Annotated in this window: 20 protein-coding genes; all 20 read right to left on the bottom strand. The window is 51.0% G+C overall.

Annotated elements, in window-relative coordinates:
* Window positions 1-70 precede the first annotated feature (70 nt).
* On the bottom strand, window positions 71-679 hold the full coding sequence (grpE, locus tag EKM91_RS02380) for a nucleotide exchange factor GrpE (RefSeq protein ID WP_125749199.1): 609 nt from the start codon (window positions 677-679) through the stop codon (window positions 71-73).
* Window positions 680-716: 37 nt separating this feature from the next.
* Window positions 717-1,763, bottom strand: a complete 1,047-nt coding sequence (gene hrcA / locus EKM91_RS02375; protein WP_125749196.1) for a heat-inducible transcriptional repressor HrcA — start codon at window positions 1,761-1,763, stop codon at window positions 717-719.
* 124 nt (window positions 1,764-1,887) lie between these two features.
* Window positions 1,888-3,033 (bottom strand): radical SAM family heme chaperone HemW, encoded by a 1,146-nt coding sequence (gene hemW, locus EKM91_RS02370; RefSeq protein ID WP_125749194.1) that lies wholly within the window; start codon window positions 3,031-3,033, stop codon window positions 1,888-1,890.
* Entirely contained in the window at window positions 3,033-3,977 is a 945-nt protein-coding gene (gene ribF, locus EKM91_RS02365) for a riboflavin biosynthesis protein RibF (protein WP_125749191.1), read from the bottom strand. Before ribF ends, hemW begins: the two co-directional genes overlap by 1 nt.
* Window positions 3,964-4,884, bottom strand: coding sequence for a tRNA pseudouridine(55) synthase TruB (truB, locus tag EKM91_RS02360; RefSeq protein WP_125749188.1), 921 nt, complete (start codon window positions 4,882-4,884; stop codon window positions 3,964-3,966). The genes ribF and truB overlap by 14 nt, the downstream gene beginning before the upstream one ends.
* Before the next feature lie 154 nt (window positions 4,885-5,038).
* Window positions 5,039-5,386 carry a 30S ribosome-binding factor RbfA gene (rbfA, locus tag EKM91_RS02355; RefSeq protein WP_125749185.1) on the bottom strand — a complete coding sequence of 116 codons (348 nt, stop codon included), beginning with the start codon at window positions 5,384-5,386 and terminating at the stop codon, window positions 5,039-5,041.
* Between the two features lie 77 nt (window positions 5,387-5,463).
* Complete coding sequence (gene infB / locus EKM91_RS02350) at window positions 5,464-8,151, bottom strand: translation initiation factor IF-2 (RefSeq protein WP_125749182.1); 2,688 nt, start codon at window positions 8,149-8,151, stop codon at window positions 5,464-5,466.
* Window positions 8,152-8,173: 22 nt separating this feature from the next.
* Window positions 8,174-8,476, bottom strand: coding sequence for a L7Ae/L30e/S12e/Gadd45 family ribosomal protein (locus EKM91_RS02345; protein WP_125749179.1), 303 nt, complete (start codon window positions 8,474-8,476; stop codon window positions 8,174-8,176).
* On the bottom strand, window positions 8,473-8,778 hold the full coding sequence (gene rnpM, locus EKM91_RS02340; RefSeq protein WP_125749176.1) for an RNase P modulator RnpM: 306 nt from the start codon (window positions 8,776-8,778) through the stop codon (window positions 8,473-8,475). The genes EKM91_RS02345 and rnpM overlap by 4 nt, the downstream gene beginning before the upstream one ends.
* Window positions 8,779-8,780: 2 nt before the next feature.
* The gene (gene nusA / locus EKM91_RS02335) at window positions 8,781-9,992 is read right to left on the bottom strand and encodes a transcription termination factor NusA (RefSeq protein ID WP_125749172.1); all 1,212 of its coding nucleotides are present in this window, start codon (window positions 9,990-9,992) and stop codon (window positions 8,781-8,783) included.
* 25 nt (window positions 9,993-10,017) lie between these two features.
* Complete coding sequence (gene rimP / locus EKM91_RS02330; protein WP_125749169.1) at window positions 10,018-10,491, bottom strand: ribosome maturation factor RimP; 474 nt, start codon at window positions 10,489-10,491, stop codon at window positions 10,018-10,020.
* A 167-nt stretch (window positions 10,492-10,658) separates the two neighbouring features.
* Complete coding sequence (locus EKM91_RS02325) at window positions 10,659-14,996, bottom strand: PolC-type DNA polymerase III (protein WP_125749166.1); 4,338 nt, start codon at window positions 14,994-14,996, stop codon at window positions 10,659-10,661.
* Between the two features lie 186 nt (window positions 14,997-15,182).
* Entirely contained in the window at window positions 15,183-16,892 is a 1,710-nt protein-coding gene (locus EKM91_RS02320) for a proline--tRNA ligase (RefSeq protein ID WP_125749163.1), read from the bottom strand.
* A 75-nt stretch (window positions 16,893-16,967) separates the two neighbouring features.
* Window positions 16,968-18,209, bottom strand: coding sequence for an RIP metalloprotease RseP (gene rseP, locus EKM91_RS02315; protein WP_125749160.1), 1,242 nt, complete (start codon window positions 18,207-18,209; stop codon window positions 16,968-16,970).
* Between the two features lie 12 nt (window positions 18,210-18,221).
* A complete protein-coding gene (locus tag EKM91_RS02310; protein ID WP_125749157.1) occupies window positions 18,222-19,013 on the bottom strand; it encodes a phosphatidate cytidylyltransferase in 792 nt (263 codons plus the stop codon).
* A gap of 19 nt (window positions 19,014-19,032) precedes the next feature.
* Window positions 19,033-19,782 carry an isoprenyl transferase gene (locus EKM91_RS02305; protein WP_125749155.1) on the bottom strand — a complete coding sequence of 250 codons (750 nt, stop codon included), beginning with the start codon at window positions 19,780-19,782 and terminating at the stop codon, window positions 19,033-19,035.
* A gap of 223 nt (window positions 19,783-20,005) precedes the next feature.
* The gene (frr, locus tag EKM91_RS02300; RefSeq protein WP_125749152.1) at window positions 20,006-20,563 is read right to left on the bottom strand and encodes a ribosome recycling factor; all 558 of its coding nucleotides are present in this window, start codon (window positions 20,561-20,563) and stop codon (window positions 20,006-20,008) included.
* A 3-nt stretch (window positions 20,564-20,566) separates the two neighbouring features.
* Window positions 20,567-21,292: a UMP kinase gene (gene pyrH / locus EKM91_RS02295; protein WP_164508426.1), complete on the bottom strand. Its 726-nt coding sequence runs from the start codon at window positions 21,290-21,292 to the stop codon at window positions 20,567-20,569.
* Window positions 21,293-21,474: 182 nt separating this feature from the next.
* Entirely contained in the window at window positions 21,475-22,347 is an 873-nt protein-coding gene (tsf, locus tag EKM91_RS02290) for a translation elongation factor Ts (RefSeq protein WP_125749144.1), read from the bottom strand.
* Window positions 22,348-22,456: 109 nt separating this feature from the next.
* A complete protein-coding gene (gene rpsB / locus EKM91_RS02285; protein ID WP_125749141.1) occupies window positions 22,457-23,239 on the bottom strand; it encodes a 30S ribosomal protein S2 in 783 nt (260 codons plus the stop codon).
* Between the last annotated feature and the right edge of the window lie 93 nt (window positions 23,240-23,332).

Below are 23,332 nucleotides of genomic sequence, written 5' to 3'. Positions count from 1 at the left end.
GCGAGCGTCTCCACCCTCGGATTCAACCTTCAACCGTGTTGAGGGCTGAATATGAGGGTGGAAAAATCACTTAATTGGCCACGACGACCATTGCCGGACGCAAGACCCGGTCTTTCATTTTATAGCCTGGCTGCAAAACTTGCACGATCGTATCTTTAGGATGGTCGTCGTCAGCCGGTACGGTTTGCACCGCTTGATGCATCGTTGGATCAAATTGACCTTCCGCCGGTACGGCTTCGACATGGTTTTCTTTCAAGGCGTTTTGTAAATGGCTATACACCATTTCGACGCCTTTTTTCAACGGATCGCTGTCGTCTGTCGCACTGCTTAAAGCCCGTTGGAGATTATCCAACACGGGCAATACCGCAGTGGCTAACTTTTGGCCATCATATTGCAACAGTTGAGCACGCTCTTTTTTAAAACGGTTGTTCATGTTGCTGATCTCAGCTGCGGCACGCAAGTATTTGTCTTCAAACTCGTCACGTTCTTTTTGGAGCTTTTCGACATCAACATCAGCCGTTGACACTTGTTCATCCAGGTCTTGTGCCATTTCATCAGCGATCTCGTCTTTCAACGACTTAGTCGCGGCTTTGGTTTGATCCGGTTTTTGTGGTTGTGCTGCAGCATCAGCTGCAGGATCTGCTTGAGTTGACGCTTTATCTTCGGATTTTTTCGTCATAGTGGCCTCCTTATCGTGGGTCGCTTGAGCGGCCACGTTATTGATCAAAATGTGAATAATAATCGGTCAAGCGTTTGGCTAATTCTTCTCGGAACGCATCCAGCAAACCGATCATCTTCGAATACGGCATTTGCGTCGGTCCCAAAAGCGCGATCATTCCGGTGCCGTGATCGCCCACGCTATAGCTGGCAGTGATCAAGCTGAGATCATCTAACACATCTGGCGTCAGCTCTTGTCCCAATTGGACGCGGACGCCCGGATCGCCTTCGACTGGACCGATCAACTGGTTGATGTCACTGGTGTCATCATCAAACAAAGAAAAGATCTGCTTGACCTTGCGGACATCAGAATCATCCAGATAATCCATCAAGTTCAAGCGGCCGCCAACATAAAAGCGTTCGGCCGCAGCTTGTTTCAATACATTGCCGAAGATATCTAAGAAACCTTTAGGACTGGTCATATACTTGAACAACAATGCCGGAACGTCACCTTGCAATTTGCGGGCAACTTGTCCTAGTGGTAAGCCGACCAACTGATCATTCACGATCCGGATCGCTTTTTCCACCTCATCGGAGTCGACCGCCCCTGGCAACGTGAATAATTGATTGACCACATTGCCATTGTTTGTCACTAAGATCGCCATCACTTGATGATTGCCTAAAGGCACCATCCGAAAGCCGGTCAATTTGAGATTGGCCACTTCCGGACCTAAGGTGATTGCCGTGTAATTGGTTAAATTCGATAAGATCCGCGCGCTTTGGGCGACGATCTCATCGATCTTATAATAATGGCCGCCGAAGCCTTGCTGGATCGCTGCGATCTCATAAGGAGTCGCCGCAGCCGGTTCAACCAGATTATCCAGGTAGTAGCGGTAGCCTTTCGTCGAGGGCACGCGCCCCGAGCTACTGTGCGTCTTAGCGATCAACCCAGCTTCTTCCAACGCCTTCATATCATTGCGGATCGTTGCCGAACTAACATGGATCGGCAATTCTGCCATGAGCGTCTTTGACCCGACCGGCTGGCCGGTTTCGGTGAAGGAGCGAATGATCTCTTTTAAGACGAGCAGTTGGCGTTTCGTCAACATATTGCCACCTTCTTTTTAGCACTGAACGTTTGCGAGTGCTAACCTAACACAAGTTCTATACTACCAACGCCGCTTAGCAAAGTCAATAGCAGACTGCCAATCCGCTGGAAATCAGCCTTTTGACCTAGAGCAATGGGCCATCGATCAAAAACTGTTGAAAAACTTCATTGCCTAAAAACATCCCGCGATTCGTCAAGCACACCTGCCCATCTGCATCGGTGAGCAGCCCTTGCGCCTGCAGCTGCGCCAAAAGCGTCCCATAGACGTCTTCGATACGCAAATGATAGCGGTCGAAAAAGCGTTGGCGGCTGACGCCGGCGCGCGTGCGTAAGCCCAAAAACATCTCCTCTTCGATCTGTTCTTCCAATGGGACCAAGTGATGCTCGATCACAGGTAATTTATGCGCTTTTAGCGGTGCGAGATATTGCTGGATCGGTCCATAATTATGATAACGATCACGTCCGATATAGCCAAACGCCCCGGCGCCAAAGCCAAAGTAATGGGCATTTTGCCAGTATAACAAGTTGTGCCGACATTCAAACCCCGGCTGCGCAAAGTTGGCGATCTCATATTGTTGGCGGCCATGCACTTGCATCAAATCGATCGCATCTTGATACATATCTGCTTCCACGTCTTGCGTCGGCAGCGTCAGCTTGCCTTTGCGCATCAAATTATAAAAAATCGTCTTGCGCTCAAGGATCAGCGAATAAGTGGAATAATGCGGCAGATCAAGTGCCAAGGCCTTTTGCAGACTATGCAAAAAGTTGTCGCGGCTTTGCCCAGGCAGGCGAAAGATCAAATCGATCGACAAGTTGTCAAACCCGACCTGGCGCGCATTGGCAATGGCCGTATACACATCTTGACTGCGATGGGTGCGCCCGATTTGCTTTAAGATCGCGTCGTCAAAACTCTGCACGCCAATGGACAAGCGATTGACCCCATTATCATGCAGGACTTGGAGCTTTTCGGTCGTCAGCAGATCATTAGGATTGGCTTCAAAAGTAAACTCGCCTTGCTCAAAGTGCAAGGTCTCACGGATCCCGCGACACAAGCGGTCAAGCTGCGCCGGGGTCAACGTTGTCGGTGTCCCCCCGCCAACATAAACGGTTTTAATCGGCTCATCAGGATATTGGGCCATGACCATTTGCATTTCCCGCAACAGCATGCTGACGTAATCGTCCACCGGCTGCCCTTCAATGAAGACCTTGTTGAAGTCGCAATAATAGCAGATATGCGCACAAAACGGGATATGGATGTAAGCTCCTGCCATTACGGTCGCGCCTCCAAAAATGCCTTGCTAGCAGCACGGTCATGTTCTAATTGGGTGATCAACCCAGCCGCATCAGCAAATTTGATCTCACCGCGTAAATAATGCCGCCACTCCACGACCACCGGTTCATCATAAATATCGGCATCAAAATCAAACAAATTGATCTCAAGCGTCACCGCGCGCCCAGCGCCAAAAGTCACGTTGCGGCCAACTGAGGCCATGGCAGGGTACCATTGCCCGCGCACCTTCATTTTAACGGTATAAATCCCGATACCAGGAAGGCGTTGGGAATTGGGTGTGTCAATATTGGCCGTGGGAAAGCCTAGCGTCCGCCCGCGCGCTTCACCATGCACAACGATCCCCGTCGTGCGATACGCGTAACCTAACAACGCATTGGCAGTGTCCACGTCACCTTGATCAAGTGCATCTCGAATGCGCGTCGAGGAAATTTTTGTGCCGTCTTCGACATGTTCGGGCACGGTGATGATGTCAAAACGGCCGCGTGCATATTGCGGCAAGGTCTGCATATTGGCGATGGCTTTTTTGCCATAAGTATAATCAAATCCGGCCACGACCACTTGGGCGTTGAGTCCGACTAAATAGTCATCCACGAAGGTTTGCGGCGCTTGACGGGCAAATTCCGGCGTAAAATGCACAAAATACAAGCAATCTACGCCCAGTTCTGCCATCAACTCTACTTTGCGCTGCCGTGGCGACAGATACTTGATGGTATCCGCTGGCACCTTTTGGTAGATCACTGCCGGATGAATATCAAACGTCATCACGGCTAATGGACACTTGGCCGCATCAGCTGCCACGCGTGCTTGGCGGATCACGGCTTGATGTCCGCGATGCACCCCATCAAAAAAGCCTAAAGCCAAGACGATCGGCTCCTGGGGGCGATACTTAGGCGCTAAAGGGGGATGAATATCAATCACTTGCATGCGTTTGGCTTCCTTCATTACTAAGATACATGACGTCTGGCCGATACAAGCCATCGTCACGCCGGTATACGGCTTTTAACAAGCCGTCATAGGTCAACCCGACTTTCGGGCTGGTTGCGTCTAAACGTAAAAAACGCCCGTGTTGCAGGCGATCGTATTGATCGGCGGTCAATGCTAACAGCGGTAATTGCGCATAGGCGTATTCGATCGGTCGCAGCTGTGCGGCCACAGCCGCTGGTGCAGTTTCTGGGGTCAATGGCCGCAGATCAAGGGTTTGATCCAATGTAAATCCGCCGCTGGCGATGCGCGTCAATTGGCTCATCACCGCCGGCACCTGCAGTTGGCGGCCAACTGCGACCGCTAACGTGCGGATATACGTGCCTTTGGACACTTCGGCAATGAAGTTGATGTGCTGCTTCCCTTTAACGGCATCAAATACTGCCGGTTTTGTGCGCGCGAATCGATACACCGTCACCTGGCGTTTGGGCCGCTCAACGGTTTCACCAGCACGCGCATACTCGTATAACTTGCGGCCATTGACCTTCACCGCAGAATACATCGGCGGGATCTGGGTGATCGTCCCGGTCAATTGGGCCATCGCCGCATCGATTTGCGCATCCGAAAATCCTGCCGTCAAGGTTTGGCGCGCGATCGTGGCACCATCAAGATCTTCGGTTTCGGTGGCAAAGCCGAATGTTACCGCACCCGTGTAGGTCTTGCCTGCGGCCATTAATTCCGGCACTGCTTTGGTCGCAGCGCCTAATGCGATCGGCAAGACCCCATCGACACTAGGATCTAAGGTGCCTGAATGGCCGATCTTTTTCATGTGTAATAGGCGGCGCAACTGCGCGACCACGTCATGGCTGGTCACGCCGGCCGGTTTGTAAACGGGTAAAATGCCGTCCATTCTGATGCTCCTTTCGCATTATAACTTGTTTCATTATACCCGCAAACGGGCAGCCATGCACGACTCTCGCTTGATTCTTATCAGTTCACAACGCCGTCCCCCATACAAAAAAACGTGTTGGCGTCATGTGACGACACCAACACGTTTTTGGGGTTTATTGCTTTTTTTTCATGTCTGCCAGTAACTGATCGATGTGGGCGCCGTATTGTACGGACTTATCCTGCTCGAAATGCAGCTCTGGCGTTTTGAACAACTTGATGCGCTGGCCGACTTTACTGCGGATCAAGCCAGTAGCTTTATCGAGGCCTTTTTGCGCTTCAGCGATTTTCTTTTCATCATCAGAAAGAATGCTGAAGTACAGTGTGGCTTCTTGTAAGTCACCGGTCAAATTGATCCCTGTGATCGTCACGCCTTGCACCCGCGGGTCGTTGACGTCTTTGAGCAAGATATCATCGACTTCACGTTGGATCTGGGTTTCCACCCGTCCGATACGATGTTTCATAACTGTATCTCCTTGTTAGCCATAGTAATGCGCTAAAACCATGGGTAACGTGGCGGTGAAGCAGCCGATGGTACTGGTTACTTCACGGGCACTTCTTCCATTTGGTAAGCTTCGATTTGGTCGTCGACTTTGACGTCGTTGTAGCCTTCGATGGTCATCCCAAATTCGAAACCAGCACGGACTTCTTTGACGTCGTCTTTGAAACGCCGCAAGGAACCGAGTTCGCCTTCATAGATCACGATGCCATCACGGATCAAGCGCACTTTGGAGTCGCGCTTGATGAAACCAGAATCGACATAACCGCCAATAACGGTACCGATCTTGGACACATTGATCGTGTCGCGGACGGTGATTTGGCCAGTGACCTTTTCTTCGTAAGTCGGCTCCAGCATCCCTTTCATCGCAGATTCCACTTCTTCAATGGCCTTGTAGATGACAGAATGCAAGCGGATATCGACATCTTCGGTGTCTGCTTGGGCTTTGGCTTGTGGCGTTGGCCGCACGTTAAAACCGATGATGATCGCGTTCGAAGCAGAAGCCAAGGTGACGTCTGATTCGTTGATCGCCCCAACGGCTTGATGGATGATGTTGACACGAACGCCTTCAACATCGATCTTCTTCAAGCTTCCGGCGATTGCTTCAACAGAACCTTGCACATCCGCTTTGATGATGACGTCAACTTCTTTCAGTTGACCTTCCTTCATCGTTTCAAACAAATTGTCGAGGGTGACATGTTGGGTCTGTTGCCGTTCTTTATCCAATGCCCGCTTAGCCCGTTCTTCACCGGCTGCGCGCGCGGTCTTTTCATCATCAAAGACGACGAAGCGATCCGCAGATTGTGGGACATCATTGAGCCCAGTGATTTCCACTGGCATGGAAGGCAAGGCTTCTTTGATCCGCCGACCACGATCGTTGGTCATCGTCCGGATCCGGCCATAGGTGTTGCCGACGACGACAGGATCGCCGATGTGCAGCGTCCCTTGTTGGACTAAGACGGTGGAAACAGGACCACGGCCTTTGTCCAAACGAGATTCGATCACGGTACCGACCCCTTTTTGATCCGGGTTGGCTTTGAGTTCCAAAACGTCGGCTTCCAGTAAGATCATTTCCAAGAGCTCATCGATGTTCTTGCCGAACTTCGCAGAGATCTCAACGAAAATGGTTTCGCCACCCCATGATTCTGGGATCAGTTCGTATTCGGCAAGCTGTTCCATCACATGTGTCGGGTTGGCACCTGGCTTATCGATCTTGTTGACCGCCACGATGATCGGCGCATGCGCCGCTTTGGCGTGGTTGATCGCTTCGATCGTCTGTGGCATCACGCCATCGTCAGCCGCAACGACTAAGACGATGATATCGGTGATATCCGCACCACGAGCCCGCATGTTGGTAAAGGCCGCGTGACCTGGGGTATCCAAGAATGTGATGACCCGATCGTTCAAGCGCGTTTGGTAAGCACCGATATGCTGGGTGATCCCGCCGGCTTCGCCTTCAGTCACATGGGTGTGACGCAGCTTGTCCAGCAAGGTTGTCTTCCCATGGTCAACGTGCCCCATGATAGTGACCACTGGCGGCCGCGAAACCAAGTGGTCCGTATTCGTAGTTTCTGCTTCAAAGACCTTGTCCAAGTCGGTGATGTCTTCTTCGACTTTTTCTTGGGCGTTGATGCCATAATCAGTGGCCACCAATTCGATGGCTTCTTTGTCCAGGCTTTGGTTTTGGTTGACCATGACGCCTAACATGAAGAGCTTCTTGATGATCTCGGCTGGTTCGCGGTGCAACAGCTTGCCGAGGTCTTGAGCGTTCATCCCCACGGTATACACCAAAGTCTCTGGTAATGGCCGGTCTTTACGCTGTGGCATTGGCTTCTTTGGGGCACTTTGTTGCTGACGCTTGCGGTTTTTCTTATTGCGGCGGTTGTTGTTGCGACCGTTGTTATTATAGCCGCCACGGTTATTGCCGAAGTTGTTGCGGCCGCCACGACTGTTTCCGCGGCTGTTGTTGTTACTGCTTGGCGCGGATTCAAAATGATTCCGCGCTGGCCGTGGCGCAGCTGTAGCCGCCGGTTGCGGTTGCGGCGCTGGTTTGGGCTGTGCTGGGCGCGGTGCTGGCGCCGGCTTGGCGGCAGCGGCTTGCTTGGCTTCGCGCTTTTCTTCTTGCTTGCGCTGGTTTTGTTTTAACTGTTGGATAAACTTCTCATCATTTCCAGCGACTGGCCGTGGATTGCCGTTCGCTTGCGTGGCCCGCCCGGCGCGCGGCCGTGGGCTTGGTGCAGGTTGCGGACGATTATTATTGCGATTGTCGCGATTGTTATTGCGGTTATCCCGCGGGCCGCGATTACCGTTATTGGTCCGCTCATTGCGGCCGTTATTATTGTTGCGTTGGTTGGTTGGCCGTTGTGGGCTTTGGGTGGTATTTTGGTGCGGGCGACGGATCGCTGACTTGGAGATCAAAGTCTTGCCGTCTTTCGTCTTTTGTGTCGTATGATGGGGGCCTGGCGCTGGCTTAGCCGCAGGTGCAGCAGGTGCCGCCGCTTGAGGCGCTGCTTTTTCAGCTGGCTGTTCTGCTGGCTTAGCCGCTGGCGCAGGTTTAGCTGCCGCATTAGCAGCCGGCTTTAATGCGGCTTTTAACTTGGCTTCTTGATCGGCTTCCATCGTCGACATGTGGTTCTTGAATTCGATGCCCTGCTTCTTGGCGGTATCGATCACCGTCTTACTAGGTACATCCAACTCCTTTGCAAATTCATAGACTCGTTTTTTGCCCATTTCTTCACGCTCCCTGTTTAGTTTAGGTGAGCAGCTTTATTAGCTTTGTGGCAAAGCCTTGATCGACTACCGCTAGCGCAGTGCGCGGGACCCCGATTGCCCCAGCGATCGCTAGTTTAGTCAACGCATTCACGTATGGGATCTCATAAAAGCTACTTTTATCATGGAATAATTTGATCGTTCGCGGGCTGGCATCACTGGCAACGATCACCAATTTTGCTTTGCCATCGCGGATCGCGGCTAAGACAAACCCTTCGCCCATGGTCAGTTTGCCGGCGCGGCGCGCTAACCCGAGCAGGTGCTCAGCTTGTTGTTGTGGCGTCATTTGTTGGACTCTCCGAACAATTCTTGACGCGCCTTTTTGTGATCGACATAGGCGTACAACTCATCGTAAAACGCCGGATCAACTTTAATGTCAAAAGCTTTATCGATCACTTGCTTGCGTTTGGCTTGCTTCACGGCTGCGGGATCTAAAGCGACATAAGCCCCTCGCCCAGCCGCTTTGCCAGTGGGATCGATGCTGACCGTATTGTCGGCATTGCGGACGACACGGACCATTTCCTTTTTGGGAAACATCTCACCGCTCAACAGATCTTTACGCATGGGAATCTTACGTTGTTTGGCCATGGTTATGCCTCCGGCGTATCGGATGCGTCTGCAGCAGCATTGTCATCGGCACTCGCCGGTGTGTCTGCTGCTGGCGTATCAGCGGCTTGCGCATCAGTTTCAGCGTCTGCTGCAACTGGTGCGGTTTCTTCTTGCAAAGCTTCGTCTTCTGCAGCGAGTTCGTCATCATCGACAAATTCAACTTCAGATTCTGGCTTAATGTCGATCTTATAGCCGGTCAGCTTCGCGGCTAAGCGGGCATTTTGGCCCTTTTTGCCGATGGCTAAGGATAATTGATAATCTGGCACGATCACGGTACATGAGCGATCGTTGTCCTCATCGTTGAATTGAACGGCGATGACTTGGGCTGGGTTCAACGCATTGGCAATGTAGTCAACCGGATCTTCTTCCCATTGGACCACATCCATGTTCTCGCCAGACAATTCATTCACGACCGCTTGTACCCGCGCCCCTTTAGGGCCCACCGTGGTCCCCACTGGGTCGACGGCATCATTGGTCGAGCGCACTGCGATCTTCGTGCGATCACCGGCTTCACGCGCGATCCCAGCGATCTCAACGACCCCGTCGAAGATCTCAGGGACTTCTTGTTCAAACAAGCGCTTGACTAAGCCAGGGTTGGTCCGCGAAACGAAGACTTGCGGGCCTTTAGTAGTATTTTCGACTTTGGTCACGAAGACTTTGATCCGATCATGGGCTTCGTAATGCTCGTTCGGCATTTGATCTTGTTTGCCTAAAACGGCTTCGATCTTACCCAAGTTGACGTAAATGAACTTGTTGTCACGGCGTTCGACGACCCCGGTCATGATCTCTTCTTCATATTGTGAATATTCATCGTAAACAATGCTGCGTTCAGCTTCGCGCACACGCTGCATGATTACTTGCTTGGCCGTTTGGGCAGCAATGCGGCCAAAGTTCTTCGGCGTCACTTCAAAGCGGATCTCGTCGCCGATCTCATACGCGCGATTGATCGTCAAAGCCTCTTTGAGGCTGACTTCCAAACGTGAGTCAAAGACTTCCTCGGTCACTTCTTTAACGGCAAAGACATGAATGTCGCCCTTATCTTGGTCGAAGGTCACTTCAACGTTTTGCGCTTGGTTATAATTGCGCTTGTAAGCGCTGGCCAAGGCTTGTTCTAAGGCGTCGATGACGACGGCTTTCTTGACTCCTTTTTCTTGTTCTAAGGCGTCTAGCGCCTCAATCATTTCCTTTGACATGTTGATCTCCCTCTAACAAAAAAGTTTAAAACTCGATGGCTAAGCGCGCCTTGGCGATCGCTGTGCGTGAAAACGTCGCGTCATACTTGCGGGCTTTATCCTTGAGTGTCAAAGTCAAGGTATCTGCCGTCAAGTCCTTCAGGGTGCCTTCAAACACCTTCTTGCCGTTGACCTTCTGGAATAGCGAGATGTGGATATATTCACCCACCGCATTGCGATAATCAGCTTCGTTTTTCAACGGCCGCTCGGCACCAGGGCTCGAGACTTCAAGGAAATATGCTTGCGGGATCGGATCAGGATCCATCCCATCAAGTTTTTCAGACAACGCTTCGCTGACCAGCACACACTCGTCTAACGAGATACCACCGGGTTTATCGATATAAACCCGCAAGTACCAACTGCCGCCTTCCTTGACGAATTCGACATCGCTGAGATAGAAGCCATGCGCGTCTAAGATCGGATTGACGATCGTTGACACGGTATCGACAACTGTACTCATGCTTCCCCCCCTTTAATCAAATTTGGACTGCTTTGGTAATTCCAATAAAAAGAGTGAGCATCGCTGCTCACTCCCCTCCAAAGTCTTAAATACTACAAATAACTTACCACATATGACACCAGATTGCAACTGTGTGTACGGGTCTGACCCTTGACAGCAACATTCGCTTAAAACAGACCTTCAAACAACGACAACTGGTTTTCATCGGGTAATGCATCCAGCACGTGATTATCACTCATATAGTCGATCAATGTTTTGGAGACTTTCCCGCGAGTCGCCAGATCTTCTTTAGATAGGAACGGCTTTTCTTCGCGGGCAGAAATGATCTGCTTGGCGACGTTATCCCCTAATCCTGGCACCGCACGAAACGGTGCCAGCAAGGTGTGATCATCCATGATCAAGAAATCATGGGCAGCGGATTTTTCGATATCCACCATCTTGATCTTAAAACCGCGTTCTAAGCATTCGTTGGCCAGCTCTAAGACGGTCAACAAATTCTTTTCCTTAGCCGAAGCATCCATGCCTTTATCAGTGATTTCTTTCATCGCTGCTTTCACGGCGTCTTTGCCATGACTCATGGCGGCCAGATCAAAGTCTTCGGCGCGCACAGAAAAGTATGCCGCATAATACACCAGCGGATAATAGACCTTGAACCATGCGATCCGCAAACCCATCAAGTCATATGCTGCCGCATGGGCTTTGGGGAACATGTATTTGATCTTCAAACAAGAATCAATATACCAATCCGGTACGTTTTCATTGGCACGCATGGCTTCTTGCCATTCATCTTTGATCCCGCGGCCTTTGCGGACAAATTCCATGATATTAAACGCCATGGAATCATCCATCCCCCAGTGGATCAGATCCATCATGATGTTATCCCGACAACCGATGACTTCTTTGATGGTAACGACTTTGTTTTTGATCAGCTCTTCGGCATTGCCTAACCACACATCCGTCCCATGCGATAAGCCAGAGATCTGCAGCAGCTCAGAAAACTTCTGGGGATGGGTTTCTTCTAACATCCCGCGCACAAAGCGGGTCCCAAATTCCGGCACGCCAAGCGTCCCGGTTTTGGAATTGATCTGTTCCGGGGTCACCCCTAAGGCTTCGGTGCTGGAAAACAGCGACATCACCCCAGGATCATCCATCGGAATAGACTTCGGCTCGACGCCGGAAAGATCTTGCAGCATCCGGATCATGGTAGGATCATCATGACCTAAAACATCCATCTTCAAAATGTTGTCATGGATCGAATGAAAATCAAAGTGAGTGGTTTTCCAAGCGGCGTTTTGATCATCGGCAGGATATTGGATCGGTGAAAAATCATAGATATCCATATCTTCCGGCACGATCAAGATCCCAGCCGGGTGCTGGCCGGTGGTGCGCTTGACGCCAGTAGCGCCTTTGGCCAAACGATCGATTTCCGCACCGCGAATCATCTGCCCAGTGTCGCGTTCATAGGCCTTGACATAACCATACGCCGTTTTATCGGCCACGGTGCCGATCGTCCCTGCCCGAAACGCATGATCTTCACCAAATAAGACTTTGATGTAATTATGCGCGACTGGCTGATAGTCCCCAGAGAAGTTCAAATCGATATCAGGCACTTTATCCCCATGGAACCCTAAGAAGGTTTCAAACGGAATATCTTGGCCATCTTTGATCAATTCAGTCCCACATTGCGGGCAGTTTTTGTCAGGCAGATCAAACCCGGACCCATATTCCCCTTTAGTATAAAATTCGGAATACTGACATTGCGGACAACGATAATGCGGCGGTAAGGGATTGATCTCGGTGATCCCAGACATGGTCGCAGCCAAACTGGAGCCAACAGACCCCCGCGACCCAACTAAGTACCCGTCTTTGTTAGATTTCAGCACCAGCTGTTGGGCAATGTTATAAATCACCGCAAACCCGTTGCCAATGATCGACTTTAGCTCTTTATCCAAGCGTTTTTGAACGATTTCTGGTAATGGATCGCCGTAATGTTCATGGGCAGTTTTCATGACGTCGGCTTCGAAGTGCTCGTTAACACCAGGGATCTCTGGGGTATATAACTGTGTTTTTACCGGCGAAATATCATCATCGATCCAATCCGCGACCACATGTGTATTATCGATCACCAGCTGGCGGGCCAGCTCTTTTGGCAACCATGAAAAATCGTCCAGCATTTCTTGCGTGGAGCGAAAATGCACATCAGGCAAGCTATGCCGATTCAGCGGGTTCGCACCGCCTTGCGAGTGGATCAAGATCTTGCGATAAATGGCATCGTTTGGATCAAGGTAATGCGCATCACCAGTGGCAACGACCGGTTTGTCTTGTGCTTGACCGATCTTGATGATGTTTTGGATGATGTCTTTTAGATGTGCGTCGCCTTTGATCAATTCTGCTTCTTTTAGCGGCAAGTAGTTGGCTAATGGTTGGACTTCCAAGTAATCATAAAACTTGGCCTTTTCTGCGGCTTCAGCGTAGCCTTTTTGCATCATGGCAGTGAAAACATCCCCATTGCTGCAAGCCGATCCGACGATCAGCCCCTCGCGCAATTTCTGCAGCCGGCTGCGCGGAACGCGCGGCACCCGATAAAACGTCTCGACATTTGACATGGACACCAGCTTAAACAAATTCTTCAAGCCTGCTTGCGTTTTGGCTAAGATCACCGCATGCGTGGGCCGGCTTTGCTTCCAAGCATCACCGGTGCCGACGCGATCATTCAGGTGGTCTAAAGTGGTGATGGCATATTGTTTCGCCGCTTCTTTTTCTAAGGCATAGAGCAAATAACCCGTCGCTTCAGAATCGGCATTGGCCCGGTGATGGTTTTCCAAGGCGATCTTATATGCCTTGGTCAAGGTGTCGAGCTTGTGGTTTTTCCGCTCAGGATGCAGCATCCGCGATAACTCAAGGGTATCGATCACCGGATTGGCGATCAGCGGCTGGCTGAGGCGTTGATAACCCGCGTTGATGAAGCCCACGTCAAAGGTGACGTTATGGCCGACCATGATCGCATCGCCACAAAACGCGCGAAACGCTTCTAATACTTGCGCTTCGGTTTTGCTGCCGCGCACCATATCGTCGGTGATGTGCGTCAAATTGATGGTGAATTCGGAAAGTGGGAACCCAGGGTCGATCAGCTCTTCAAATTCGCCAATCACTTGCCCGTCTTGCATCTTCACCGCCGCGATTTCAATGATTTTATCGTATACCGCTGATAACCCGGTGGTTTCAATATCAAACACGACATATTCGGCACTGGCCAACTCGCGATCAGAATCAGCGTTGTAAGCTACAGGCGTGCCATCATCGACTAAGTTGACTTCGACGCCATAAAGCATTTTCAGCTTCTTGGCCGCAGCCGAATGGGCTTCTGGAAACGCCTGCAACCCGGCATGATCAGTCACAGCGATTGCGTCATGGCCCCAGCTGACCGCACGGTTGACATAATCGGTGATACTGGTCATGCCATCCATCGTGGACATATTCGTGTGCAAGTGCAATTCGATACGCTTGGGCCCTTCCACGTTATCTTGCGGTTGCGGGTGCTTGATTTCTTGCACATCCATCGCCATCACCGTCAATTCCCGCGAGAAATTATCCTCTTGCACGCTGCCGCGGACCCGCAGCCACATCCCCGTCTTGATCCGCTCGAAGGTCGCTTCATCTTCGCTGTTATTGGAGAATTTCTTCACCAAAAAACTCGACGTATAATCCGTCACTTTCAACATCAACAGCTTGCGGTTAGAGCGCAGTGACCGCACTTCGACATCAAACACATAACCTTCGATGGTGACCGAACGCTCTTCTTGGGTGATGGTGACCATTTGTTGCGGTTCATCATTGCTTTTGATGCCGCGCCCCAGTTGGATCGGGCCGCTACCGGCATTGGGGTCAGCCGCTTGAGCCGCTTGGCGTTTTTGCACGACAGCGGCGGCACGTTTAGCCATTGCAGCGGTTTCTTGTGCTTTTTGCGCCTTGAATGCTTCGATTTGGGCATCCGCTTGTTTGGCATCGACGACGGCATTGAGGTGTAAACTGCTGAAACCCACTTGATGATAAACGGCTTCGAGCTTGCCCAAACCTTGATTGATCAAAAATTGCCGCACTGGTTCGTTTTCGGCCATCAAGGTGACACGCCCGTCTTCTAATTGGGGTTCTTGCTTGGTACATAGCTCATACACCAAGCTCGATTGGATGCCGGCGTGGGTGATGACATAAGGCCAATATCCGGCCAAAAGGGCCTGAGAGACCGCGGGTTTTGCGGCATGGATCGTCAAGCTGACTTGGGCGATGTCTTTAAACGCCGCTTGCAAGTGCTGCTCAAATGGGGTAAACACAGCCACCGGTAAAATCGCCGGCACCCCAAGCGTGAATTCGTAGCGGCGTGATTGCGCGTGGACCAACACCGTTTCAACAGTGGTTTGCGCAAAGCCGGGATAGTTTTTGAGCTCATCTGGCAGCTGGAGTTGTTCCAGCAATTTCATGAACATTTCGTGTTTCGATAAGGCCAACGGACTGCCCCTTTCGTTTGGCACCCAGATCGGTGCGTTTAGTCATCTCTTAGCTTACCTGTTTTTGGCGTTGGCGACAACACCGCTAAAACCTTGATGGCATAAGCAAACGCAGGCCCTGACTGCGTTGGATCCGCGGTCAAAGCCTGCGTTAAAAACCGGTAAAATTTAATGGGTACAGTTGCGCTAGTTCAACTGGTCAAGCAAGATCTTCAACGAATTGATCAATTCGGCTTGCTTCACTTCTAATGTCTCACCGGACTTGCGCAGCTTCAATTCGACAATGCCATCTGCCGCTTTTTTACCAACGGTGATGCGTACCGGCAACCCGATCAAATCAGAATCGGCAAACTTCACCCCAGGGCGTTCATTGCGGTCATCTAACAAGACAGCGTACCCTGCGGCTTCTAGTTGCGCCGTGATCGCGTTGGCCAAGTCGGCTTGTTCTTGCTTCTTAGTGTTGACAGGAATCACATGCACATCAAATGGCGCAATGTTTTTTGGCCAAACCAAACCATTATCATCGGCTTGCTGTTCTGCAATGGCACTTAACAAACGCGAGACCCCGATCCCATAAGAACCCATGATGATCGGTTGAGCGCGGCCATTTTCATCTAAGAAGTCCGCCCCCATCGCTTTGGAATAGCGAGTGCCAAGTTTGAAAATATGACCAATTTCGATCCCGCGCGTGAAGTGCAAGACGCCTTGCCCGTCTGGGGACACTTCACCTTCGGTCACAAAGCGAATATCAGCAAATTGTTCCGGAGTGAAATCACGGTCAAGATTGACATTTTGCAAATGCTTTTGCGGCTGATTAGCGCCAGCGACTAAGTTCGTCAAGCCTTGCAAGGAATTGTCAGCAATCACCTGCACATCATCTGGCACCCCGACTGGGCCGATGTTGCCGATTTCACAATGCATAGTGGCCTGGACTTGTTCCGGCGTGGCCAAATCTAAGAAATCTGCCCCCAGCAAGTTTTTGAGCTTGGTATCATTGATTTCGTAATCGCCGCGCACCAGCGCTAACACTGGTTTTTCATCCGCGATGAACAAGACGGCTTTGATCAGCTGACTTTCCGGCACATCTAGGCGCTTGGCCACTTCAGCAATGGTTTTGGCTTCTGCAGTGTCGATCGTTTCCAGCGGCAGTGCTTCTGCGTGAGCTTGTTGCGGCAGCGCCATGCTGGTGGCCATTTCCAAGTTAGCCGCATAATCAGACGCGTCTGAATACACGATGGTGTCTTCGCCGATTTCGGCGATCGCGGAAAATTCCTTGGAGTCTTTGCCGCCCATGGCCCCACCGTCACCAATGATCGTGCGGAAGTTCAAACCGACTCGGTTAAAGATATTCGTGTAGGCTTTTTCCATTTGCTTGTACACCGTGTCTAAGTCGGCTTCGTTAGCGGTGAAGGAATAAGCATCTTTCATGATGAACTCACGGCCGCGCAACACGCCATAACGCGGGCGGTCTTCGTCACGGAACTTGTCTTGGATCTGATATAAGACCAAAGGCATTTTCTTGTACGAGTTCAAGGAGTTCTTGACCATATCCGTGAAGGTTTCTTCATGAGTCGGACCTAAGATCATATCCCGATCATGGCGGTTTTTGAACTTATATAATTCCGGACCGTAAGTGGCATAACGCCCTGATTCTTCCCAGAGTTCCGCGGGAATGATCGCCGGCATACGCATTTTGACGGCATCGATTTTTTGCATTTCATCATCGATAATATCATCGATGTTTTGTAAAACGCGCTCTGCCAATGGCAAATACGCGTATACCCCAGCTGATACCTGGCGGATAAAGCCGGAACGCAACATCATGCGGTGCGACTTCGCTTCCGCGGTGTTTGGAACCTCTTTGACGGTCGGGATAAACATACGTGATTGTTTCATAAATTAAAAGCCTCCAAAGTGAGATCAGCCCAAGCCCAACGCTTGCGCCGTTGTTGCCAATACAGTGCCGCTCAGCTAAAACGCCCGCATGATATCATTGATGGTCACTGCAATCAGCAATAAGACCATCAACCCGGCACCGATCAGCGTGACAATGCCTTCTTTTTCCTGCGATAGCGGTTTTCGCCGCACGATTTCTAACAAGTTCAGTAAGATCTTGCCGCCGTCTAAAACCGGGATCGGGATCAAGTTCATGATCCCCAGATTCAAGCTCAAATACCCTAAAAAGACGATCAACGAAACCAAACCGCCTTGCGCCGAGGATTCTGTCATCTTATAGATCCCGACTGGCCCGGCTAGTTTGTTCAATGAAAAATGACCGGTGACCATCGACTTCAATACCGTCAACACGCGCGTGGTCAGATCCCAAGTTTGGGTGAAGCCATAGCTGACCACGGGGCCGACGCTTTTTTCGGTGTGCACCCCCACGCCGATCACCCCGGCTTTGTTCGGCTTGATCGTGATCGTTTGTACGCGGCCGGATTGCTTAGCCACCACGGCCAAAGGCGCCTTTGGGTGCTTTTGGATCGCAGCTTGCAAGCTGGTGAAATCGGTGATCTTGGTGCCATTGACCGATTGAATGTAAGCGTTTGGTTGCAAGCCGGCTTTGGCTGCCGGCGAGTTGGCCTGGACCAGCCCGATTTGATTGGTGTTCATCTGCGGGGCACCAGACATGAAGCCGACCACGATAAACGCTAAGATCGCCAAGATAAAGTTATTCATTGGCCCAGCGAAGTTGACTAACAACCGCCGCCAAACACTGGCATTTTGAAACTGCACATCACTAGGTGCGATCACCACTTCGGTACCGTCTGCTTCAATGATCGTGGCGTCATGATCCACAACAAAAGTCTTTAACGCCGAGTCATCACCATTTTCATACCCGGTGATCGACAAATCATTCACCAGATCCAAATGATCCACTTGCACAGGCACGCCGCCTTGTAAGGTCACTTTATTCGACGTGTTGATCCGCGTCACCACACCGGCTTCATTGAGCGTTAAGGTCAGCATGGTCCCTGGTTTGATCTCATCGTCTTCATCTTGCCAACCTGCCATCCGCACATAACCGCCTAAAGGCAGCAAGCGCAACGTATAGGTGGTGTTATTGCGCCGGGTAGCAAAAAGCTTGGGCCCCATGCCGATGGAAAACTCGCGCACTAAGATCCCGCTGCGCTTGGCAAAGAAAAAATGCCCAAATTCATGCACCAGCACCAAGATCACGAAAACGATGATAAACGCGATAATCGTTCTCATTGCTTCACTCCTTTACGCGACAATGCCAAACAGATGCAGCATCGGCAAGACTAACAGCAAACTGTCAAAGCGGTCTAAGATCCCGCCGTGTCCTGGCAAGATCTTGCCGGAATCTTTGACCCCATAATAGCGTTTCAATGCTGATTCCACCAGATCGCCCAGCTGACCGACGACTGACAAGAACAAAGCCAGCGCCATCATTGGCCAAAAGGCATACAATTGCGGGAAGAAGCGCAGGTAGATCGCCGCAAACACCAACGCGACGACATTGCCGCCAATGCTGCCTTCCCAAGTCTTATTCGGGCTGATCGCCGGCCAAAGCTTATGTTTGCCGAGCTTGCGTCCCACCATATAAGCACCAGAATCTGTCAGCCAAACGATCACCATCGCAAACAGCAACGTATCTAACCCTGCCCCATTGCGGATCGTGATCAGATTGTGGAAACCAGTGCCGATGTAAAACAAGCTCAATGTCGAAACCGCCACATCATCAAACGTGGTCCGATTTTTAGTGGCCACCGTCACCAACAACAAGCACGCCACGGCGATATAGATCAGATCCAAGCGGTTGATATGCGCCGGGAGCCACTTAAAGTAGCTGTCAGGAAAAACCACCAACAAGGTCCCGATCGCCGCAAACAAAAAGTCGCTGGACATGATGATCCGCTTGCGCATGATAAAAACTTCCGACATCGCAATAACTGCCAACACACTGGCAGCGATTTCCAACCAGATCCCGCCAGCGATCAATATTGGGATAAAAATCGCTAACGCCACCACGGCGGTGATAACACGTTGTTTCATTAGTTAAAAAACTCCTTCATTATTTGGTCAAACCCCCGAAACGCCGATCGCGGCTTTGATACTCAGCGATCGCATCGCGCAAGGTGTTTGGGGTGAAGTCAGGCCACAAAGTTGGTGAAAACACCAACTCACTGTAAGCCAACTGCCACAATAAGAAATTCGAAAGCCGTTCTTCACCGCTGGTACGGATCAAGAGATCTGGATCCGCAAGTGGCCCTAAGTCAGCGGTCATCAACTGCGCACTGATCGTCTTTTCGTTGATCGCTTCAGGCGCCAATTCGCCTGTTGCCACCGCCTGCCCCAGCTGGCGTACCGCTTGCACGATCTCATCCCGACTGCCATAATTCAGCGCGAAATTCAAGATCATCCCGGTATTAGCGGCAGTATCTGCCATCGCATTTTCTGCCGCTTGGCGAGTGTGTGCAGGCAAGGCGTCGAGTTCCCCCATCACCTGAACTTTAACGTTTTCGGCAATCAGTTCTGGCACGAAGGTATTAAAGAAATCGACCGGCAGTTTCATCAAATAATTGACCTCACTGCTTGGCCGTTTCCAGTTCTCGGTTGAAAACGCGTATAACGTCAAAACTTTGACGCCGAGATGGCTGGCAGCTTTAGCGATCGTTTTGACGACTTCCATCCCTTGTTTATGCCCCGCGATCCGCGGTAAAAGGCGCTTCTTCGCCCACCGGCCATTCCCATCCATGATGATCGCAATATGTGCTGGGATCTTGGCTGGATCTAGCCGGGGCGCATTTTGGTTAGCCTTCACGGCTGATGCCTCCTTTTGCAGTGCGCATACGCGCTGTGGCTTTTGAGCCCATTCTTATTGATTGTAGCAGAAAACCCGCAACGGTAGAAGCGCCGCGACGATTTTCACCTTTAAGACGCAGTAAAGTTTAACGGCTTGTCATGTCCGGCAGCGCTTTGATGCCACGAAAATAGGCTAGGCACACGCATGGGCCCAGCCTATTATGGAAAACGCCGCTTGACAGTTAGCCTTCGGTGATTTCTTTTTCTTTATCCGCAGCGATCTTATCGATGTTTTTAGTTGCATCATCGGTCACTTTTTGGATGTCTTTTTCATACCGATGCAAGTCATCTTCGGTGATCTCACTGGCTTTTTCTTGCTTCTTAAGCTTGTCTAACGCCTCACGCCGCACGTTGCGCACCGCGATCTTAGCTTCTTCAGCATACTTGCCGACTTCTTTGGCCAGCTCTTGGCGGCGTTCGCCAGTCAATTGCGGCACCACTAAGCGGATCGCCGAACCGTCGTTAGCCGGGTTGATCCCCAGATCAGACATGTTGATCGCCGCTTCGATCTCTTTTAAAGCGGATTTATCATATGGCGTGACCAACAAGACCCGCGCTTCTGGGGTCGTGATCGCAGCCATTTGATTCAATGGGGTCATCACCCCGTAGTATTCGACTTCGATTCGGTTCAATAAGCCGGCATTGGCGCGGCCGGCGCGAATCGAGCCTAATTCGCGAGACAACGCGTCTGCGGATTTTTGCATATTTGCTTTTGCTTGATCGATTACAGCATTTGCCATGATTTATTCTCTCCCTTGAATCGTTGTGCCGATGTTTTCGCCTTGAACAACGCGCTTGATGTTGTCGGGTTCATTCAAGTTGAAGACCACCAGCGGAATATCATTGTCCATCGACAAGGTGCTGGCCGTCGAGTCCATGACGTTTAGCTGCTTGTTGATGATGTCCATGTGGGTCAGAGAATCAAACTTCGTTGCCGTTTGATCTTTATTAGGATCCGCATTGTAAACCCCATCGACCCCATTTTTGGCCATTAAGATGACATCGGCATCGATTTCAGCTGCGCGCAGCGCTGCCGTCGTGTCAGTGGAAAAATAAGGATTCCCGGTACCGCCGGCGAAGATCACGACCCGCCCTTTTTCCAAGTGACGCACGGCCTTGCGGCGAATGTAGGGTTCAGCGATCTGGCGCATTTCGATGGAAGTTTGCACCCGTGTCGGCACCCCTAAGCTTTCGAGATTGTCTTGCAAGGCCAACCCGTTCATCACCGTGGCCAACATTCCCATGTAATCGGCTTGAGCACGTTCCATGCCCATTTGCGCACCGGTTTCGCCGCGCCAGATGTTGCCGCCGCCACAAACGATGGCAATTTGCACCCCGAGATCATGTACCGCTTTGATCTCTTTGGCGATGTCGGCGATCACAGGGGGCTTGATCCCAAAGCCTTCTTTGCCGGCGAGCGCTTCGCCGCTCACTTTCAACACGATACGTTTATATTTAACCATTGTCACGATTCCCTTCTGTTTGCTGTTAATATCTTACCATAATCTGTGCGCTTGCGGGAGTTTGATTCAACTGCACCAGCAGCCAACCCCCAAGACGACACACAAATGGCTCTGTACCGCAACGATCAGTTGGGATACAGAGCCATCGATCAGCAGTTCACCGCAATGGTTTCACCGCTAAAAGCACATTATTTGATTTGACCCATGACTTCATCAACGAAATCGTTGGCCTTCTTTTCGATTCCTTCACCCACTTCAAAGCGGACGAAGCCTTTGACCGTAGCGCCTTTGCTCTTGGCAAATTCAGCCACCGTCTTATCGGAATCCTTAACGAATTCTTGGTCGACCAATGAAATTTCGCTGAGCCACTTGTTGACCCGGCCTTCAACGATGCGCGGCACGATCTTTTCAGGCTTGCCTTCTGCTTTGGTTTCTTCGGTGAAGATATCGGTTTCGTGTTGTAATTCAGCCGCTGGCACTTGGGACCGATCCAAGTACTTCGGATTGATCGCTGCAACGTGCATCGCAATGTCACGGGCAGTTTCTTCATCGCCGCCTTCAAGGGTGACTAAGGCTGCGATTTGGCCGCCATTGTGCAAGTAAGCACCGAAGTTATCCCCATCAGCTTTTTCTGCGATCTCAAAGCGGCGGAAGGAGATCTTTTCGCCGATCACAGCGGTTAATGCCTTAGCGGCTTCGTCGATGGTTTGGCCGTCAAGATCCAATGCCAATGCAGCGGCTTGGTCAGCCGGCTTGTTAGCCGCAACGGCTTTTGCAACACCAGTCACAAAATGTTGGAACTTGTCGTTTGAAGCGACAAAGTCCGTTTCGGAGTTAACTTCTACAACAGCCGCGACATTGCCGTCGATAGCGATTTCTGCTAAGCCTTCAGCGGCGATATTGCCCGCTTTTTTAGCAGCTTTGGCCAAGCCTTTTTCACGCAAAACGTCGATAGCTTTGTCCATGTCGCCGTCAGCGGCAACCAAAGCCTTCTTTGCATCCATCATCCCAACTTGGGTGCGGTCACGCAGTTCCTTAACTTGAGCAGCGGTGATAGCCATAAATCTATTCCTCCTAAGGTTTTAGCAAGCGGTTGCTTGCGGTTTCTTAAAAAATCGCCGCCTGCAGATTCTTGCAGTAGCGAGAACTTCAGACGGCGATTAAATTGAATTACTTGTTGTCGCCTTCAACGGCTTCAACGATGTCTTCGATGGAATCAACTGGCGCATCTTGAGCAGGTGCTTGTTGTTGATCATCTTCACCTTGGTCTTCGCCTTGGTTACCTTCGATGATCGCATCAGCCATCTTCGCGGTGATCAGACGAACGGCACGGATCGCATCGTCGTTAGACGGGATGATGACATCGATGTCGTCTGGGTCGGTGTTGGTATCCACCATCGCAACGATCGGGATGTTCAGCTTTTGGGCTTCAGAAACCGCGATCTTTTCCTTGCGCGGATCAACAATGAAGATCACATCAGGGATGCGAGGCATGTCTTCGATCCCGCCAAGGAACTTGGTCAGCTTGTCTTCTTGCTTCTTGAGTAAGGAAACTTCCTTCTTAGGCAACTTGTCGAAGGTGCCATCTTGGGCCATCTTCTTGATGTCTTTAAGGCGCTTGATCCGAGTTTGGATGGTGTTCCAGTTGGTCAAGGTACCACCTAACCAACGATGGTTAACGTAGTATTGGCCGGCACGAGTTGCTTCTTCAGCAATCGAGTCTTGGGCTTGCTTCTTAGTCCCAACGAACAAGAAGATGCCGCCTTGCGCTGCTTCATCCTTGACGAAGTTGTAGGCATCATCGATCATCTTAACGGTCTTTTGCAGATCGATGATGTAGATACCATTGCGTTCAGTGTAGATGAACGGCTTCATCTTAGGGTTCCAGCGACGAGTTTGGTGACCGAAATGGACACCAGCTTCAAGCAGTTGTTTCATGCTTAATACAGACATTATGAATCCTCCATAGGTTTTTTTCCTCTTGGGGCCTCACGCCACCGCCGGACTCTTGCGAGCACCCCAGCGATGATCAGCACCAATGTGGTT

Origin of the sequence: Lacticaseibacillus baoqingensis (assembly GCF_003946165.1) — a bacterium.
GTDB classification, from domain to species: domain Bacteria; phylum Bacillota; class Bacilli; order Lactobacillales; family Lactobacillaceae; genus Lacticaseibacillus; species Lacticaseibacillus baoqingensis.
The sequence above is the reverse complement of the archived record's forward strand: the minus strand, read 5'-3'. Positions and strand labels throughout refer to the sequence as shown.